We start from the raw sequence: 17,477 nt of genomic DNA on the forward strand, positions 1-17,477 counted from the left end.
TCACGGGGTGCAGACCTTGCCGATCTCCGTGGCCGCGTCGGTGACGGGGGTGATGTCGGGGGTGGCGTCGCCCTTGTCGATGGAGTCGCGGACATTGGTGACGCCTGACTGGAGGTCGTCGACGGCCTTGCTCAGGTCGGCGTTGTCCGTGGTGTCGCCGAGGTCCTTGAGCTCCTTGTCGATCTGGTCCAGGGCTTCCGAGGCCTGCGTCGGGTCGTTCGAGGCGTTGGATATCGCCTGCTGGAGGTTGTCGACGCTGGTGGCGATGGCGTCGGCGGTACGGACGCAGTCCAGCGCCTTGTCGACGGCGCCGCAGCCGACGGCGGCGGTGAGGGTCAGCAGAGTGGTCGTGACGACGAGTGCGGTGCGGTGGCGGCGCGAGGCCATGGCGCGGTCCCTCCCCGGGGGTGGATACGTGGACGGACGCACGGTTCGACCCGTGCGCCCGTACTCCTCACGACGCCGTGCGCTGCGTATTTGGTTGCTTCTTTACCCGCCTTCACTCGCCGAGGGTGCGGGCGAGTGCCTCTTCCTGGAGCTTGGCGAGGTCGGTGCAGCCGGCGGTGGCGAGGTCGAGGAGGGCGTTCAGCTCGTCGCGGTCGAAGGGTTCGGCCTCGGCGGTGCCCTGGACCTCGACGAAGCGGCCGTCGCCGGTGCAGACGACGTTCATGTCGGTCTCGGCGCGGACGTCCTCCTCGTAGCAGAGGTCGAGGAGGGGGACGCCGTCGACGATGCCGACGCTGATGGCGGCGACGGTGCCGGTGAGGGGCTTGCGGCCATGCTTGATGATCTTCTTGCCCTGGGCCCAGGCGATGGCGTCGGCGAGGGCGACGTACGCGCCGGTGATGGCCGCGGTGCGGGTTCCGCCGTCGGCCTGGAGGACGTCACAGTCGAGGACGATGGTGTTCTCGCCGAGGGCCTTGTAGTCGATCACGGCACGGAGGGAGCGCCCGATGAGCCGGCTGATCTCGTGGGTGCGGCCGCCGATCTTGCCGCGTACGGATTCGCGGTCGCCGCGGGTGTTGGTCGAGCGGGGCAGCATGGAGTACTCGGCGGTGACCCAGCCTTCGCCGCTGCCCTTGCGCCAGCGCGGGACGCCCTCGGTGACGGAGGCGGTGCAGAAGACCTTGGTGTCACCGAAGGAGATGAGTACGGAGCCTTCGGCGTGCTTGCTCCATCCGCGTTCGATGGTGACGGGGCGGAGCTGTTCGGGGGTGCGGCCGTCGATACGAGACATGCCGTCGAGCCTATCGGCTGCCGTGGCCGGGTCCGTTCGGGTGCACCGCAGGCCCCGCTCCGGGCCGGTGGGGGCGGGTGGAGCGGGGCCTGCGTGCGGACCTGGGTGGGCCGGCCGGGTCAGCCGGTCACATCATGTCTTCGATGTCGGCGGCGATGGGGTCGGCGTCGGTGCCGATGACGACCTGGATCGCGGTGCCCATCTTGACGACGCCGTGTGCGCCGGCGGCCTTGAGCGCGGCTTCGTCGACCTTGCTGGGGTCGTGGACCTCGGTGCGGAGGCGGGTGATGCAGCCTTCGATCTCGTCGATGTTCTCGATACCGCCGAGCCCGGCGACGATCTTCTCAGCCTTGCTGGCCATGTCCTTCTCCCTGGTCTGTTCGTGCGTGCGGCGGCCCACCGTGGGTCCGTTTCGTCACGGTAACGCACGGTTGGCCCAACTTCACGGGCGGGTAACCGCGCAGTCCCCAATGATGACGATCACCGGCGCCCTGCCTTCCGGCGGGGCTCCGCACCGTATCGCGACTGGTCTACACCAGTTTGCAACGCCCGCCAAACCTTGCGCGTTCCGGGAGGATGCCGATGAGTTCGAACGCGGCCACGCAACCGCAGCGGAAGTGGTGGAACGGGCCGGTCCAGGGCCTGCAGAAGGTCGGCCGCAGCCTGCAGCTGCCGGTGGCCGTGCTGCCGGCCGCGGGCCTCCTCGTCAGCCTCGGCAACCTCTTCGACTCCTCGCTGCACGGCGCCTTCTGGGACAAGTTCGCGAAGGTTCTCCTCAACGGCGGCACGGCGATCCTCGACGGTGAGGTGGGCCTGCCGCTGCTCTTCTGCATCGGTGTCGCGATCGGCTTCGCGAAGAAGGCCGACGGCTCGACGGCGCTCGCCGCGGTCGTCGGCTTCCTCGTGTACCGGGGCGTACTGGCGGCGTTCCCGGTGGACGACTCGGTGACGGAGGCGACGCCGGACGGGGTGCCGCAGAACCCGGGGGTCCTGGGCGGCATCCTCATCGGGCTGCTGACCGCCGTGGTCTGGCAGCGCTACCACCGCACCAAGCTGGTCGACTGGCTCGGCTTCTTCAACGGGCGCCGGCTGGTGCCGATCCTGATGGCGTTCCTCTGCGTGATCCTGGGCGTGCTGTTCGGGCTGCTGTGGCAGCCGGTGGGTGACGCCCTGACGTGGTTCGCGAAGCAGCTGATCGACCTGGGCGCCTGGGGCGCGGCGATCTTCGGTTTCGCCAACCGGCTGCTGATCCCGATCGGCATGCACCAGTTCCTGAACACCTTCTTCTGGTTCCAGGCGGGCGAGTTCACCGGGGACGACGGCGGCACCGTCCAGGGCGACATCTCGCGCTTCTTCGCCGGGGACCCGTCGGCGGGGCAGTTCACCTCGGGGTTCTTCCCGATCATGATGTTCGGCCTGCCGGCCGCCGCGCTGGCCATCGCCCACTGCGCCCGGCCGGAGCGGCGCAAAGAGGTGTCCGGGCTGATGCTGTCGGTGGCGCTGACGTCGTTCGTGACCGGGGTGACGGAGCCGCTGGAGTTCTCGTTCCTCTTCGTCGCTCCGCTGCTGTACGGGGTGCACGCGATCCTCACCGGTGTCTCGATGGGGGTCACCTGGGCGCTCGGCGTGCACGCGGGGTTCAGCTTCTCGGCCGGTCTGATCGACTACGTCGTCAACTGGCACCTGGACACGAAACCGTGGCTGATCATCCCGATCGGGCTGTGCTTCGCGGTGATCTATTATGTGATCTTCCGCTTCGCGATCACCAAGTTCAACCTCCAGACCCCAGGGCGTGAGCCCTTGGAGGAGGAGAAGAAGACCGAGGAGGACCTCACGAAGTAGAGGCCCCCTCAGCCCTTCCGCGCGGCCCCCGGACCTGACGGTCCGGGGGCCTTCGCCGTGTCACCCAGGGTGGTGGTGGAACTACGCGGCAAATGGGAGGGAATTGCAGGTTCCTTATCCAACCCTCACCGTGCTAAAACTGGTCTACACCACTGAGTGGTCCAGACCACGCGCGCGTTTTCCCGCCGCGTTCCTCAAGTCGCCGCCCCGAACCCTTCACACGGCGGCGCCTTGTCTACCGGAGGAAGTTCATGAGTACGGACACCGCTGCGGCGGCGGCTCCCGCGAAGAAGCGGGGCTCCGGCGTGTTCCAGGGCCTGCAGAAGGTCGGGCGCAGCCTCCAGCTGCCGATCGCCGTCCTGCCTGCGGCGGGGCTCATGGTGCGGCTGGGACAGCCGGATGTATTCGGCGCCGACGGTCTCGGCTGGGACAAGGTCGCCGCCGTGTTCGGCAACGCGGGCAGCGCGATCACCGGCAACCTGCCAATCCTGTTCTGCATAGGTGTCGCCATCGGCTTCGCGAAGAAGGCCGACGGCTCCACCGCCCTCGCCGCCCTTGTCGGCTTCCTGGTGTACAGCAAGGTCCTCGAGGCCTTCCCGGTCAGCGAAGCGGTGGTCCAGAAGGGCGCGGACATCGCGGCGACCTACAACGACCCGGGTGTGCTCGGCGGCATCATCATGGGCCTGCTGTCCGCAGTCCTCTGGCAGCGGTACCACCGCAAGAAGCTGGTCGACTGGCTCGGCTTCTTCAACGGCCGCCGCCTGGTGCCGATCATCATGGCCTTCGTCGGCGTGATCGTCGGCGTGTTCTTCGGCCTGGTCTGGGAGCCCATCGGCGAGGGCATCAGCAGCTTCGGTGAGTGGATGACCGGCCTCGGCTCGGGTGGTTCCGCTCTGTTCGGCCTGATCAACCGCGGTCTGATCCCGATCGGCATGCACCAGTTCGTGAACACGGTGGCCTGGTTCCAGCTCGGCGACTTCACCAACGCCGCCGGCGACGTCATCCACGGTGACATCCCGCGCTTCCTGGCCGGCGACCCCACCGCGGGCATGTTCCAGTCCGGCTTCTTCCCGATCATGATGTTCGGCCTGCCGGCCGCCGCGATCGCCATCGCCCACACCGCTCATCCCGAGCGCCGCAAGGCCGTGATGGGCATGATGGTCTCGCTCGCGCTGACCTCGTTCGTCACCGGTGTTACCGAGCCGATCGAGTTCTCGTTCATGTTCATCGCGCCGATCCTGTACGTCCTGCACGCGGTGCTGACCGCCGCGTCGATGGCCATCACCTGGGGCCTGGGCGTCCACGCGGGCTTCAACTTCTCGGCCGGGTTCATCGACTACGCGCTGAACTGGACCCACGCCACCAAGCCCTGGATGATCATCCCGATCGGCCTGGTCTTCGCGGTGATCTACTACGTGACCTTCCGCTTCGCGATCGTCAAGTTCAACCTCACCACCCCGGGCCGTGAGCCCGAGGAAGAGGTCGAGGACCTGACCAAGGCGTAAGCCCTGGGCGCCCTTCGACGAAGCCCCCATCTCCGCCCGGGAGATGGGGGCTTCGTCGTGTCGTCGTGGCCGCGCCCTAGATCTCGTACACCGCGCCCGGCACCGCCAGCTCGACCGGGCCGTCGTAGACCTCGCGTGCGTCGGCGAGGTTGCGTCCGGCGTCCGTCCACGGCGGGATGTGGGTGAGGACGAGGCGTCCCGCTCCGGCGCGGGCGGCGTATTCGCCTGCTTCGCGGCCGTTGAGGTGGAGGTCCGGGATGTCCTCCTTGCCGTGGATGAACGATGCTTCGCAGAGGAACAGGTCGGCGCCCTCGGCGAGTTCGGCCAGCGCCTCGCAGGTGCCGGTGTCGCCGGAGTAGGTGAGTGAGCGTCCGTTGTGCTCGACCCTGATGCCGAAGGTGTCGACGGGGTGGCGGAGCTTCTCCGTACGCACCGAGAAGGGGCCGATCTCGAACGATCCGGACTTCAGTGTGTGGAAGTCGAAGACCTCGCCCATCGCGTGGTCGGACGGGGTGTCGGCGTGGGCCGTGGTGAGCCGCTGCTCGGTGCCGTCGGGGCCGTACACGGGGATCGCGGCGGGGCGTCCGCCGTCGAAGCGGTAGTAGCGGACGACGAAGTACGCGCACATGTCGATGCAGTGATCGGCATGGAGGTGGCTGAGGAAGATGGCGTCGAGGTCGTAAAGACCCACATGGCGCTGCAGCTCGCCCAGGGCGCCGTTGCCCATGTCGAGGAGCAGCCGGAAGCCGTCGGCCTCTACGAGGTAGCTCGAGCATGCCGAACCCGCGGACGGGAACGAGCCGGAGCAGCCGACGACGGTGAGCTTCATGGAGCGTGAACCTCCGAGGCGTGGGAACGGGGAGGGTTCGTGCGGTCCGTCGAGCGTAAGGCGCGAAACCGGTGGTCGCTCCTCCACGGCCTGCCGTTGTGGGGGAACTCACCTGTGCTGTCACCGGTTCGATGGAAGGCGGCGTGTCGCCGGGCGCCGGTACGGTCTGGATATGAACACGTGGTGGTGGGTGGCGCTGGCCGCCGTTGTCCTGTTGGCGCTCGTGGCGACGGTCTCCGACGCGCGGGGGCGCGGCGGGCGCGGGCCGCGGCGGCCTGGCGGGCGGACGCGGCCTCCGGGGCGGGCTCCGGAGCGGAAGAAGGGGCGCCCGCACGGGCTGCCCCGGCCCGGGGAGATCTGGTGGGCGGATGTGCCGTTCGAGGACGGGCCCGGGTCCAAGGACCGGCCGTGTCTCGTGCTGTCGGTGCGGGGCGGCACGGCGGTCGTCGCCAAGATCACCAGCAAGCATCACGAGGAGCGGCCGGGTGTGATCGCTCTGCCGCCGGGTTCGGTGGGCGACGCGCGGGGGCGGCAGAGCTTCCTGGAGACGGACGAGCTGCGGGATGTGGCGGTGTCCGGTTTCCGCCGGAAGGCGGGCGAGCTGGACGGCGAGGTGTGGGGGCGGGTGCGCGGGCTGGGGTGAGCATGCGGGAGACGCGGGACGGCGTTCCGTCCCGCGCCTCCTGGGGTGCGCGGCCGCCGGTGCGGGCGGCTTGAGGGGCCCTCAGGCCCAGAGCTGGCCGTGCAGGGTCTCGATGGCGGCTTCCGTCGTGGGGGCGGTGTAGACGCCGGTCGACAGGTATTTCCAGCCGCCGTCCGCGACGACGAAGACGATGTCCGCCGACTCCCCCGCCTTTACGGCCTTGCGGCCGACGCCGATGGCGGCGTGGAGTGCGGCGCCGGTGGAGACGCCCGCGAAGATGCCCTCCTGCTGGAGGAGCTCCCGGGTGCGGGTGACGGCGTCGGCCGAGCCGACGGAGAAGCGGGTGGTGAGCACGGAGGCGTCGTAGAGCTCGGGGACGAAGCCCTCGTCGAGATTGCGCAGGCCGTAGACGAGGTCGTCGTAGCGCGGTTCGGCGGCGACGATGCTGACGTCGGGCTTGTTCTCCCGGAGGTAGCGGCCGACGCCCATGAGGGTGCCGGTGGTGCCGAGGCCCGCCACGAAGTGCGTGATGGACGGGAGATCGGCGAGGATCTCCGGGCCGGTGGTGGCGTAGTGGGCGCCGGCGTTGTCCGGGTTGCCGTACTGGTAGAGCATGACCCAGTCGGGGTGCTCGGCGGAGAGCTCCTTGGCCACGCGTACGGCGGTGTTGGAGCCGCCCGCGGCGGGGGACGAGATGATCTCGGCGCCCCACATGGTGAGGAGGTCGCGCCGCTCCTGCGAGGTGTTCTCCGGCATGACGCAGACGATGCGGTAGCCCTTGAGCCTGGCCGCCATGGCGAGCGAGATGCCGGTGTTGCCGCTGGTGGGCTCGAGGATCGTGCAGCCGGGTGTCAGCCGGCCGTCCTTCTCCGCCTGCTCGACCATGTGGAGCGCGGGGCGGTCCTTGATCGAGCCGGTGGGGTTGCGGTCCTCGAGCTTGGCCCAGACACGGACGTCCTCGGACGGGGACAGCCGCGGGAGGCGGACCAGGGGCGTGTTGCCCACGGCCGCCAGCGGGGAGTCGTACCGCATCAGCGCATGCCGCCGGCGACGGCCGGGAGGATGGTGACGTTGTCGCCGTCGGCGAGCTTCGTGGAGATGCCGTCGAGGAAGCGGACGTCCTCGTCGTTGAGGTAGACGTTCACGAAGCGGCGCAGCTGGTCGCCGTCGACGATGCGCTCACGGATGCCGTTGTGGCGGGTCTCCAGGTCGGCGAGGAGGTCGGCGAGGGTCTCCCCGCTGCCTTCGACCGCCTTGGCGCCGTCGGTGTAGGTGCGGAGGATGGTCGGGATGCGGACCTCGATGGCCATGGCGTGGGCTCCTGTCGAAAGCGTGGAGGTGGCGTGGGGCGCGCGTTTGTGCCCCCGCGCTGGGGTGGTGCGTACGTGATTGCGCTCGGACCGCGGCTCAGGCCGTGCGGTTCACGGGCAGGCGACAGCCGGACACATCGCGCTGGAGAGCCTGCACAGGTCGACGTGCAGCCGCGCGACGAGCAGCATGCCCGGGGCCTTTTCGCTCACGTCATGGGGAACCATGCGCTCATCGTATCGATTCCCCACCCCCGAGCCGGAGTGTGATCCCACATGGTGGATGGTGAGCGTTCGCCATGTGGACTCTCGATGGGGGCCGGTGCTGCCGGAGCGGCCCCGGGGCGTCACGCCGCGGTGGGGTAGGCGTCGACGACCTCGACCTCTTCCTCGGTGATCTCGCCGTCCACGATGCGGTACGAGCGGAACTGGAACGGGCCGGCGTCGTCGGTGTCCGCGGTGGAGACCAGCACGTAGTGGGCGCCGGGCTCGTTGGCGTAGGTGACATCGGTGCGGGAGGGGTAGGCCTCGGTCGCGGTGTGGGAGTGGTAGATGATCACCGGCTCCTCGTCGCGGTCGTCCATCTCGCGGTAGAGCTTCAGCAGGTCCGCGGAGTCGAATTCGTAGAACGTGGGTGAGCGCGCGGCGTTGAGCATGGGGATGAAGCGTTCGGCGCGGCCGGCTCCGGCGGGGCCGGCGACCACTCCGCATGCTTCGTCGGGGTGGTCCGCGCGGGCGTGCGCGACGATCTGGTCGTGGAGCGTCCGGGTGATGGTCAGCATGGCGCCAGGATAAGCAGACGGGCCCTCCCGTACCGAGGGGTGGTACGGGAGGGCCCGGATGCCGGACAGGGCCGTTGGGGCGGCCGGTGTCCCGGAGGCGCCGTGGCGCGGGTCAGCGCTTGGCGAAGGCGGTGTTCTCGGGGTTGCGGGCCTTGAGCACCAGGAAGGAGACACCGAGGATCAGGCCCCACACCGGTGCGCAGTAGAGCGAGATCCTGGCGTCCTTGTCGATGGCCATCATGACGATGACGAGGCCGATGAAGGCGAGGGCGAACCAGCTGCTGAACGGCGCCCCGGGTGCCTTGAAGGTGGACTGGGGCAGTTCGCCGCGGTCGGCCTTGGCGCGGTAGCGGATCTGGCAGATGAGGATCATGATCCAGGCCCACATGCCGGAGATGGTCGCGAAGGAGACGACGTAGTTGAACGCGTCGCCCGGCCACTGGTAGTTGATCCACACGCCGACGAGCATCAGCGCGGCGGAGAACGTGGTGCCGACCAGCGGGAGGCCGTTCTTCGTCAGCTTGGTGAAGGCCTTGGGGCCCTGCCCGTTGAGCGCGAGGTCCCGCAGCATGCGCCCGGTGGAGTACATGCCGGAGTTGCAGGAGGAGAGCGCCGCGGTGAGCACGACGAAGTTGACGATCGCGGCGCCGATGCCGAGGCCCATCTCCTCGAACGCGGCGACGAACGGCGAGACGCCCGGCTCGAAGGTGCTCCAGGGGACCACGGAGAGGATCATGATCAGCGCGCCGACGTAGAAGACGGCGATGCGCCACGGCACGGTGTTGATGGCCTTGGGCAGGACGGTCTTCGGGTCCTTGGACTCGCCCGCGGTGACGCCGACGAGTTCGACGGCGAGGAACGCGAACATCACGATCTGGAGGGTCATCAGCGTGCCGCTGATGCCTTCGGGGAAGAAGCCGCCGTCGTTCCAAAGGTTGGCGACGGTCGCGGTGTCACCGGCGTCCGAGAAGCCGACCGTGAGCACTCCGGCACAGATGAGGATCATGCCGAGGATCGCGGTGACCTTGACCATCGAGAACCAGAACTCGAGCTCGCCGAAGAGCTTCACGGAGATCAGGTTGGCACCGTACAGAATGATGGTGAACACCAGTGCGGACAGCCATTGCGGGATATCCCACCAGTACGTCATATAGGTGGCCGCGGCGGTGACTTCGGTGATTCCGGTGACGACCCAGAAGAGCCAGTACGTCCAGCCGGTGACGAATCCGAAGAAGGGGCCGAGGAATTCGCGCGCGTACTCCGAGAAGGAGCCCGACACCGGGCGGTACATGAGGAGTTCGCCCAGGGCGCGCATGATGAAGAAGATGACGAGGCCCGCGATGGCGTACGCCAGGATGAGGCTGGGGCCGGCTCTGTCGATGGCTTTGCCCGCGCCGAGGAAGAGCCCCGTGCCGATGGCTCCGCCGATGGCGATCATCTGGATCTGGCGGGCCCCCAGGCCACGCTGGTAGCCCTCGCCCGCCGGGGCGTCGACGGCCTTCGGGCCGTCCGCCTGTCCGTTGTCGACCTGCGCCGATGTCATGGTGGTGCGCCTTTCTCCACGCCGATCCGCGCCGTCGTCGGCGTCGGATCAGGTCCTGATCCCCCCGGATATGGATGGAGTGCCGCCGGCGTTCGGCCGGCTCGTAGCGCCCCCGGGGACAGGGGTGGCGTCCCCGGGCGGTCGTGAAGATTTATCACGGGTACCCGGTGAGGCCACCGGTCATTATGTGGCGCACGCCACAGGAAAAAGCGGACAAGAGTTTCCAGCCGCTGCAAAGAGAGCCATTCAGGTGACTGGATCGTTATTCGGATTTGAGCATCCGTTGAGCGAACCCGTCGGGCCGGCCGGGGTCAGTCGGGCATCAGCGTTTCGACGAGGGTTTCCTGCAGTGCGCCGAGCCAGAGATACGCCATCACCATCGGCTTGCGCGGATCGCTGTCGGGGAGCCGGTAGAGCGATCCGTCCTGGCCCTCGTCCTCGTCGGACACCTCCAGGCGGGTGCCGATGGTGAGCCGGAGGTCGTTGAGGGAGCCCAGCCAGTGGTGGCACTCGTCGGGGGTGAGGGTGAGCACCGCGCCGCTGTCCGCCACGGGCGCGAGCGCGTCGAGCGACCGTACGACGGCGAGGGCGTCCTCCCGCTTGCGGGTGCGCAGGTCGTTCTCGGTGAAGCGGCGGAACTCGGCCGAGGCCTCGCGGAGCTCCTTGTCCTCGTCGCCGTACGCCTCGGGGAAGAGCCGGGCCAGGGCGGGGTCGGCCGGCGGTTCGCTGGGCCCCTCGGCGAAGAGGGCGGCGAGCGGGTCCTCGCCCTCGACGGGCTGGTCGCCCGGGCCGATCAGTTCGAGCAGCTGGACGGCGAGGGAGCGCAGGATGGCGACCTCGACCTCGTCGAGCGCGACGGACGCGCCGCCGCCTGGGGTGGCCTGGAAGTGGCCGGCCATGAATTCTCCGATGGTGGGTCGGACGGAGGGCAGCGGTCGGGTCAGTTGCGGTCCTGGGTCAGCGTGGCCCAGAGCCCGTAGCCGTGCATGGCCTGGACATCGCGCTCCATCTCCTCGCGGCTGCCGCTGGAGACGACCGCGCGGCCCTTCTGATGGACGTCGAGCATCAGCTTGTGCGCCTTGTCCTTCGAGTAGCCGAAGTAGGCCTGGAAGACATACGTCACATAGCTCATGAGGTTGACCGGGTCGTTGTGCACCAGCGTCACCCAGGGGACATCGGGCTCAGGGACGGCGAAGGTCTCCTCGGCCGATTCGGGACGTTCGATCTCTACGGGGGCAGCAACGCTCACCTACCCCATGCTGCCACCAGAGAGGGCCCCACGCACAAACGGCGCCCCCATCTCGTCAGTTTGACGAATAGGGAGTAGCATCCCCGGCATGAACTCAGCGGACCTTGGGCGACGGGTCGGTGTGCCGTCGACCGCGCTCTTCACCGACCAGTACGAGCTCACGATGGTGCAGGCCGCACTGAAGGCCGGCACGGCGGACCGGCGCTCCGTCTTCGAGGCCTTCACCCGCCGGCTGCCCGAGGGGCGGCGCTACGGCGTCGTCGCGGGCACCGGGCGGGTGCTGGACGCGGTGGAGAACTTCCACTTCGACGACGAGATGCTCGCCTTCCTGCGCGACCAGCACGTCGTGGACGCCCGCACCGTCGACTGGCTGGCCGACTACCGCTTCAGCGGCGACATCTGGGGCTACCCGGAGGGCGAGGTCTACTTCCCGGGCTCGCCGCTCCTGCGGGTCGAGGGCTCCTTCGCGGAGTGCGTGCTCCTGGAGACCGTGATCCTGTCGATCCTGAACCACGACTCGGCGATCGCCGCCGCGGCGTCCCGGATGTCGTCCGCCGCGCAGGGCCGCCGGCTCATCGAGATGGGCGCACGGCGCACGCACGAGCTGTCGGCGGTGGCCTCGGCCCGCGCCGCGTACATCGGCGGCTTCCACACCACCTCGGACCTGGCGGCCGGTTTCCGCTACAACATCCCGACCGTCGGGACGAGCGCGCACGCCTTCACACTCCTGCACGACAGCGAGCGGGACGCCTTCCAGGCGCAGGTGGACTCACTGGGCCGGGGGACCTCGCTGCTCGTCGACACGTACGACGTGACCGAGGCCGTCCGTACGGCGGTTGAGGTCGCGGGGCCGGAGCTCGGTGCCGTGCGGATCGACTCGGGCGACCTGCTGCTCGTCGCGCACCGGGTCAGGCAGCAGCTGGACGAGCTGGGTGCCACGGAGACGAAGATCGTGGTGACGTCCGACCTGGACGAGTACGCGATCGCCTCACTGGCCGCCGCTCCCGTCGACACCTACGGGGTGGGCACGCAACTGGTCACCGGGAGCGGGCACCCGACGTGCTCCATGGTCTACAAGCTGGTGGCGCGTGCGCGGTCCGCCGATCCGGCCGACCCGCTGCTGCCGGTGGTGAAGAAGTCGCTGGGCGCCAAGTCGTCGAGGGGCGGCCGCAAGTGGGCCGCGCGCCGGCTGGACGAGGCCGGGGTGGCCGACGCGGAGGTGATCGGCAGCGGAGAGATCCCGGCGGAGCTGGCGGACCGGCAGCTCCAGGTGGAGCTCGTCAGGGGCGGCGAGGTGATCGGCCGGGAGCCGCTGGAGACGGCGCGGGAACGCCACGTCGCGGCCCGGGCGGGGCTGCCGATGTCGGCGATGCAGCTGTCCCGGGGGGAGCCGGTGCTGCCCACGGAGTACGTGTGAGGCCCCGGGGTACAGGTGACACCTGCCCGCCCGTGCGCCCCCGGCCGCCGGAAGGCCTCCGACGCGGCCGGACCGGGTTCCTCCGGAACCGGCCCCGCACGGCCGGGCGCGCAGGGGAAGGAGAGCCGATGCGTGTGCCCCCTCCCGCAGGGTGCGCCGAGTCTCTAGGCTCGGTGGCATCCCCACCGCACCGGTCCGCGGAACCCGCAGGAACCCCCACCGAAGGACAACCGTCATGCATCGCGCCTTGATCGTCGTTGACGTTCAGAACGACTTCTGTGAGGGCGGCAGCCTCGCGGTGGCGGGCGGCGCCGATGTCGCCGCCGCCATCACCGACCTGATCGGTGAGGCCCAGCCCGGATACAGCCATGTCGTGGCCACCCGCGACCACCACATCGACCCCGGGGACCACTTCTCCGTCGCACCCGACTTCGAGCACTCCTGGCCGCCCCACTGTGTCGCCGGCACGGAGGGCGTGGGCTTCCACCCGAATTTCGCCCCCGCCGTGGCCTCCGGCGCGATCGACACCGTCTTCGACAAGGGTGCGTACGCCGCGGCGTACAGCGGCTTCGAGGGCGTCGACGAGAACGGCACGGGGCTCGCCCAGTGGCTGCGGGACAGGTCCGTGACCGCTGTCGACGTCGTCGGCATCGCCACGGACCACTGCGTGCGGGCCACAGCCCTGGACGCGGCCCGTGAGGGCTTCGCCACGCACGTGCTGCTGGACCTCACCGCCGGGGTCGCCGAGGGGACCACGGAGCGGGCCCTGGCGGAGCTGCGGACCGCCGGCGTGGAGCTGTCCGGCAAGCCGGTGGTCTGACGGGGCCGCCCGGCGGCGCTCAGGCCGCCGGGCGGGCCGGTCCCGCGTATCCGGAGGAGCCCAGCAGCGCCCGTATCGGGTGCCAGAGCTCCTGGCCGGTCTGCGGCGCCGTGCGCCAGAGCAGCCCGTCCGGGTGGTGCAGGACCGCCGTGATCTCGTCCGGGGTGGGCGGATGGGCGTTGCCCCGGAGGTAGACGGCCCGCAGTCCGAGGTTGCGCAGCCTGGTCAGGGCGCGCGCCCGGTTCACCGCGTGCACCAGCACCCGGACGGGCTCTCCCGGCCCGGATCCCCCGGCCGGGCTGTTCAGGGTCAGTGCCACCACCACAGTGCCGTTGGGCAACCTGCAGAAACCTCCGCCTGCCATGCTTCGCGCTCCCCCGTAAGACTTCGTGTCAATAAGGATCGGTAGGACGCACCTAAACACGACCGGCCGCCGCCCCGCTAGAGGGCGACGGCCGATCACGCTTTGACCAGGTGTTTTTCGGACTACTTGCCCGAGGGGCCGACCTTCACGGTCATCGTCGAGCCGCTGAGCGGCTCGTTCACGATGGTGATCCGGGTGTTGGTGTCAGTAACCTTGACACTTCCTGTCGGGTTTTCCTCGTACCAGTAGGTGCCCTTGCGGTCGTCGAAGACCGGGACGCCCAGCGACGGCTTGATCTTCAGCGCCACGTCCGCGTTGTGCAGCGTGAAGCCCTTGTTCGGGTACCAGCTGAACGGCGCGTCGAAGGGCTGGATCTTGTTGCGCAGGAGCGTGCCGTTCGTCCACTTCAGCGGCTTGGCGTGCGAGTCCACCGGCAGGATCAGACCCTGGCCGGGGTGGACCGAGGTGTTGTTGTCCTTCTGGGAGGTGTCCCAGAGCCAGACCATCAGACCGTTCTGGTACGAGTAGTGCTCGACCCAGTCGGGGCGGGTGGTGGAGAAGCCGAAGTTGTACGGGCCGACCTCGAGGGTCTTGTCGTACGAGACGTACTGGCGGTTCTCGGCGATGTAGTACTGCGGGTAGTCGTTGGTGAACGACTCACCGATGCGCGAGAAGCCCTTGGACGTCCAGCCGTTGTCGTCGCCCTCGGCGCCGTCCGTGAAGAGCGCGGAGCCGTCGGCGGTGACCGTGATGGCGTCGGCCGCGAAGCCCTTGCCGCCCGCGCCGCCGTCCGTCTGGTAGCGGAAGCGGATGTCGATCTTCTTGCCCGCGTAGGCGTCCAGCGGGAACGAGAGCTTCTTGTACGAGCCGGAGACGTCCGTCAGGGCCGGCTTGTCACTGGCGTCGCGCGGGATGGCCTTGCCGTCGGCCGTGCCGTCGAGCGCGGTCCAGCTGGTGCCGCCGTTCTCGGACACCTCGGTGTAGAGGTAGTCGTAGTCGGCCTCGATGTCGTACCAGCCGGAGAGGTCCAGCGAGGCGGACGACTTGCCGGTCAGGTCGACCGAGCGGGTCAGGGTGTTCGACAGGTCGTCGCCCATGTCGCTCCACCACTGCTTGGAGCCCTCGGCGGGCTTCGTGACCGTGGTGGTGACGGCCTTCTCGGGCAGCTCGACGACGAGCGCCTGCTTGTCCTTGGTGTTGTACTCCGAGACCCCCAGCTTGTGGGTCGACTTCGTCGCGGCCTTCGCCGTGGCGTAGTCGAGCCAGCCGAGCTGGAGCTTGTCCCAGGCGGTCATGTCGCCCGGTAGGTTGCCTATCTCGCCCTTGCCGGTGCCGAGCCAGGAGCCCGCCGACATCAGGGACCAGAAGCCGACCGAGTTCTCGCCGCCGCCGGAGGTGTCGTACAGGTCCGGGAGGCCGAGGTCGTGGGCGTACTCGTGGGCGAAGACGCCCAGGCCGCCGTTCTCGGGCTGCGCGGTGTAGTCGCCCACCCAGATGCCCGTGTCACCGATCTCGGCGCCACCGGCCTTGTTGCCCTCGGGGCCCGTCGCACCGGCGTTGGTGCCGTACGCGTACCAGCGGTGCGCCCAGATGGCGTTCGTGCCCTCGGTGCCGCCGCCCGCGGACTCGTCCTCGCCGGCGTGGACCAGCTGGAAGTGGTCGATGTAGCCGTCGGGCTCGTTGAAGTTGCCGTCACCGTCGAAGTCGTAACGGTCCCACTCGTCGTACCGCGCGAGGTCGGCCTTGATCTCGTCCAGGGTGCGGCCCTTGGCCTTCTGGTCGGTCACCCAGGCGTTGACGCCGTCGCGGACGGTGTCCCAGACGTTGGCGCAGTTGGTCGAGCCGCAGTAGTTGGAGCCGTAACGGGCCTCGTTGTACGGGACCTTGACCCAGTCCGAGACCTCGCCGTCGACGGAGTAACGCCCGGAGGACGTCTTCTCGTAGTACGTCTTCAGCGATTCCTTGCCCTTGCCCTCACCGAAGTAGAGGTCCTGGAAGTGGGCCTGGTCGTAATCGGCCTGCCAGGCGGTGCTGTTGTCCTTCGCCGGGTCGGGCTCGGCTATCTCGTTGTGCAGCGGGCCGGGTGTGCCGCCGTACTTCTTGACGGGCGGCTTGGGGCCGTCGCCGTCGGGGTCGAACATCGTGGTGTCGTCGACCTGGTCGCCGAACTCCACGAGGATGGTGAAGATCTTGTCGGTCTTCTCGCGGCCGAGCTCGACGTACTTGCTCTTGCCGAGCTTGACGACCTTGGAACCGCCCTTGGCGGTCACCTTCTTGTCGCCGGACAGGACCTGCTCCAGCGCGGCCTGACGCTGCGCGTCCTGCTCCTTGCTGAAGGGGCCTTCCAGGTCGTGCTCGTGCGCCTTGGCCGGCGCGGGATCGCGGCGGTCCACGATGGAAGCGCCCGAACCTGACGTCCTGTCGTCCGCCTGCGCCGTGGCGAAGGCGGATGCCGTCGCGGCGGTGGCGGCAAGGCACACGGCTACGGCGGTGGCGCGTAGCGCCCGTCTCTGAGTGGTCACTTGATGCAGTCCTCCCCGGCGTTCGCGTCCGCGGCCAGGGGGTGAATTCGGGCCGCGCGCGTTCAACGCGTCACAAGTGACGACATTCGATCGGAGTTATGAGAGAAAAGACAGATCTTGACTTGCACATACCAAGTGCACTATGCGGGAGCTCTTTTCCGGTATCCGGACGCGAATCCCGGCGGACCGGGCAGCGGACGGGGCAGCCGACCGGCGCGCCGAGGGCCCGTCCCGGCGTCGGTGTGACTCAGTGCGCCCCCCGTGCACCGGTACCGTGGGTTAGGTCACGCTTACTACCCGTTCCTCACGGGCATCCACCGTCGTAGAGTCGATTGACAGTGCGAACGTGTTGAGAGACTTCCCTATCCGACGCCCCGAGGACGGATACCGCCATGCCGCGTCCGACTGCCGCACAGTTCTTCTACGGTTCGGCCACCGTCGTCATCTCCGCCCTCGCCCTGCTCCTCCTGTTCCGCACGGAGTCGGGCATCGGTGTCGCCGCCGTCTCCACCGTGGCGCTGGTCCTCGGCCTGCTGGTGGCCATGGCCCTGCCCGCACGCACGAGGGCGGTCCGGCGGGCGACGGCACCGCCCACCACCGCCCGCACACACCGCACGATCGAGGACATCGAGATCGCCGCCGCCCAGCGGGAGCACATCGCAGAGCACTCCCTGCACCGCTGAGAGGACTCAGGTCGCGGTGACGACCACGGTCTTGCCCGCCTTGTCCTGCAGACCCTGCCGGTAGGGCTTGTCCGTGAACATCAGCACGATGTTGATGAGCCACCAGAGACACGGGCAGCACAGCAGCGCGGGCAGCCAGAGCACGACGGCCCGCATCAGCGAGGAGCTCGTGTCGGGGACCGAGCCGTCGTTGAGCATCGCGACGCGCATCTTCAGCAGCCGCTTGCCGAGCGTCCGGCCGTCCTTGTGGGTGAAGTACGTGTCGTAGGCGACGTAGACCACCAGGCCGATCAGCGACCACACCAGCTGATGACCGGTGTAGGTGTTGCCGATGGCGTTGCCGAAGTCGTCGTTGCCGTCGTCCGAGGAGACGTCGACCGCGCCGCCGAAGGGCAGCGAGATCAGGTACAGCGGGATCGAGATGATGAGGAAGTCGATCAACCGCGCCAGGATCCGCTTGCCCGGTTCGGCGAGCGGCGGCATGCCGGCCAACGGATCCGCGCCACCGTAGGGACCACCGCCGTAGGGGTCGCGCGGCGGCGGGGGCGGCGGCGGCCCGCTGTCGTAGGGCGAACCGCTCGACGGGGGCGGGGGCCCCTGCGGCGGCCGCTTCGAGAAGGGGTCGTCCTCGGGCGGCGGCGGAGGCGGTGGTTCGTTACTCATGGGGGCAGTGCACCCCGGCCCGCGAAGGCCCGCAACGGCTGAGGTCCCTTCGGGGGACGGGGCGTCAGCAC

At 69.0% G+C, this 17,477-nt stretch carries 20 protein-coding genes; 6 read left to right on the forward strand and 14 right to left on the reverse strand.

Annotation, left to right across the window (positions count from 1 at the left end):
• The 3 genes from OG379_RS15120 to OG379_RS15130 all read right to left on the reverse strand — a co-directional run bounded on the left by OG379_RS15120 (position 1) and on the right by OG379_RS15130 (position 1,598).
• Complete coding sequence (locus OG379_RS15120; RefSeq protein WP_405662998.1) at positions 1 to 387, reverse strand: hypothetical protein; 387 nt, start codon at positions 385 to 387, stop codon at positions 1 to 3.
• Between the two features lie 112 nt (positions 388 to 499).
• Positions 500 to 1,237 carry a ribonuclease PH gene (gene rph / locus OG379_RS15125; protein WP_405663000.1) on the reverse strand — a complete coding sequence of 246 codons (738 nt, stop codon included), beginning with the start codon at positions 1,235 to 1,237 and terminating at the stop codon, positions 500 to 502.
• A gap of 127 nt (positions 1,238 to 1,364) precedes the next feature.
• On the reverse strand, positions 1,365 to 1,598 hold the full coding sequence (locus tag OG379_RS15130; RefSeq protein WP_014156020.1) for a glucose PTS transporter subunit EIIB: 234 nt from the start codon (positions 1,596 to 1,598) through the stop codon (positions 1,365 to 1,367).
• A 221-nt stretch (positions 1,599 to 1,819) separates the two neighbouring features.
• Here OG379_RS15130 and OG379_RS15135 point away from each other — a divergent pair, with 221 nt between their 5' ends.
• Together OG379_RS15135 and OG379_RS15140 are read left to right on the forward strand one after the other, a co-directional pair.
• Complete coding sequence (locus OG379_RS15135) at positions 1,820 to 3,079, forward strand: PTS transporter subunit EIIC (protein ID WP_405663003.1); 1,260 nt, start codon at positions 1,820 to 1,822, stop codon at positions 3,077 to 3,079.
• Positions 3,080 to 3,330: 251 nt separating this feature from the next.
• Positions 3,331 to 4,584 (forward strand): PTS transporter subunit EIIC, encoded by a 1,254-nt coding sequence (locus tag OG379_RS15140; protein WP_405663006.1) that lies wholly within the window; start codon positions 3,331 to 3,333, stop codon positions 4,582 to 4,584.
• 76 nt (positions 4,585 to 4,660) lie between these two features.
• Here OG379_RS15140 and OG379_RS15145 read toward each other — a convergent pair whose 3' ends face one another.
• Positions 4,661 to 5,413 carry an MBL fold metallo-hydrolase gene (locus OG379_RS15145; protein ID WP_405663009.1) on the reverse strand — a complete coding sequence of 251 codons (753 nt, stop codon included), beginning with the start codon at positions 5,411 to 5,413 and terminating at the stop codon, positions 4,661 to 4,663.
• A gap of 172 nt (positions 5,414 to 5,585) precedes the next feature.
• On the opposite strand from OG379_RS15145, the gene OG379_RS15150 reads away from it, so the two are divergent.
• A complete protein-coding gene (locus tag OG379_RS15150) occupies positions 5,586 to 6,056 on the forward strand; it encodes a type II toxin-antitoxin system PemK/MazF family toxin (RefSeq protein WP_405663012.1) in 471 nt (156 codons plus the stop codon).
• Positions 6,057 to 6,137: 81 nt separating this feature from the next.
• On the opposite strand, the gene OG379_RS15155 is transcribed toward OG379_RS15150, so the two are convergent.
• The 7 genes from OG379_RS15155 to clpS form a co-directional block, all read right to left on the reverse strand.
• The gene (locus OG379_RS15155) at positions 6,138 to 7,088 is read right to left on the reverse strand and encodes a PLP-dependent cysteine synthase family protein (protein WP_405663015.1); all 951 of its coding nucleotides are present in this window, start codon (positions 7,086 to 7,088) and stop codon (positions 6,138 to 6,140) included.
• A complete protein-coding gene (locus tag OG379_RS15160; RefSeq protein ID WP_104786217.1) occupies positions 7,088 to 7,366 on the reverse strand; it encodes a MoaD/ThiS family protein in 279 nt (92 codons plus the stop codon). The genes OG379_RS15155 and OG379_RS15160 overlap by 1 nt, the downstream gene beginning before the upstream one ends.
• 111 nt (positions 7,367 to 7,477) lie before the next feature.
• On the reverse strand, positions 7,478 to 7,591 hold the full coding sequence (locus tag OG379_RS15165; RefSeq protein ID WP_362926943.1) for a putative leader peptide: 114 nt from the start codon (positions 7,589 to 7,591) through the stop codon (positions 7,478 to 7,480).
• Positions 7,592 to 7,710: 119 nt separating this feature from the next.
• On the reverse strand, positions 7,711 to 8,145 hold the full coding sequence (locus OG379_RS15170; protein ID WP_393766304.1) for a Mov34/MPN/PAD-1 family protein: 435 nt from the start codon (positions 8,143 to 8,145) through the stop codon (positions 7,711 to 7,713).
• Between the two features lie 112 nt (positions 8,146 to 8,257).
• Positions 8,258 to 9,688, reverse strand: a complete 1,431-nt coding sequence (locus tag OG379_RS15175; protein WP_405663020.1) for an amino acid permease — start codon at positions 9,686 to 9,688, stop codon at positions 8,258 to 8,260.
• A gap of 311 nt (positions 9,689 to 9,999) precedes the next feature.
• Complete coding sequence (locus tag OG379_RS15180) at positions 10,000 to 10,587, reverse strand: DUF2017 domain-containing protein (RefSeq protein ID WP_393766306.1); 588 nt, start codon at positions 10,585 to 10,587, stop codon at positions 10,000 to 10,002.
• Between the two features lie 41 nt (positions 10,588 to 10,628).
• Entirely contained in the window at positions 10,629 to 10,937 is a 309-nt protein-coding gene (clpS, locus tag OG379_RS15185) for an ATP-dependent Clp protease adapter ClpS (RefSeq protein WP_031100168.1), read from the reverse strand.
• A gap of 88 nt (positions 10,938 to 11,025) precedes the next feature.
• On the opposite strand from clpS, the gene OG379_RS15190 reads away from it, so the two are divergent.
• Both OG379_RS15190 and OG379_RS15195 read left to right on the forward strand, forming a co-directional pair.
• Positions 11,026 to 12,354 carry a nicotinate phosphoribosyltransferase gene (locus OG379_RS15190; RefSeq protein ID WP_405663023.1) on the forward strand — a complete coding sequence of 443 codons (1,329 nt, stop codon included), beginning with the start codon at positions 11,026 to 11,028 and terminating at the stop codon, positions 12,352 to 12,354.
• A gap of 235 nt (positions 12,355 to 12,589) precedes the next feature.
• Positions 12,590 to 13,174, forward strand: coding sequence for an isochorismatase family protein (locus OG379_RS15195; protein ID WP_362926948.1), 585 nt, complete (start codon positions 12,590 to 12,592; stop codon positions 13,172 to 13,174).
• Positions 13,175 to 13,193: 19 nt separating this feature from the next.
• Here the strand turns inward: OG379_RS15195 and OG379_RS15200 are convergent, their stop codons facing one another.
• Together OG379_RS15200 and OG379_RS15205 are read right to left on the reverse strand one after the other, a co-directional pair.
• Positions 13,194 to 13,538: a hypothetical protein gene (locus OG379_RS15200; RefSeq protein ID WP_362926949.1), complete on the reverse strand. Its 345-nt coding sequence runs from the start codon at positions 13,536 to 13,538 to the stop codon at positions 13,194 to 13,196.
• 122 nt (positions 13,539 to 13,660) lie between these two features.
• The gene (locus tag OG379_RS15205) at positions 13,661 to 16,060 is read right to left on the reverse strand and encodes an immune inhibitor A domain-containing protein (protein WP_405663028.1); all 2,400 of its coding nucleotides are present in this window, start codon (positions 16,058 to 16,060) and stop codon (positions 13,661 to 13,663) included.
• Positions 16,061 to 16,452: 392 nt separating this feature from the next.
• Between OG379_RS15205 and OG379_RS15210 the strand changes: the two genes are divergently transcribed.
• Positions 16,453 to 16,743: a hypothetical protein gene (locus OG379_RS15210; protein WP_405663031.1), complete on the forward strand. Its 291-nt coding sequence runs from the start codon at positions 16,453 to 16,455 to the stop codon at positions 16,741 to 16,743.
• 6 nt (positions 16,744 to 16,749) lie between these two features.
• Here the strand turns inward: OG379_RS15210 and OG379_RS15215 are convergent, their stop codons facing one another.
• A complete protein-coding gene (locus tag OG379_RS15215; RefSeq protein ID WP_393766310.1) occupies positions 16,750 to 17,406 on the reverse strand; it encodes an RDD family protein in 657 nt (218 codons plus the stop codon).
• Positions 17,407 to 17,477 lie beyond the last annotated feature (71 nt).

The organism is Streptomyces sp. NBC_01166, from assembly GCF_045039765.1.
GTDB lineage: Bacteria > Actinomycetota > Actinomycetes > Streptomycetales > Streptomycetaceae > Streptomyces.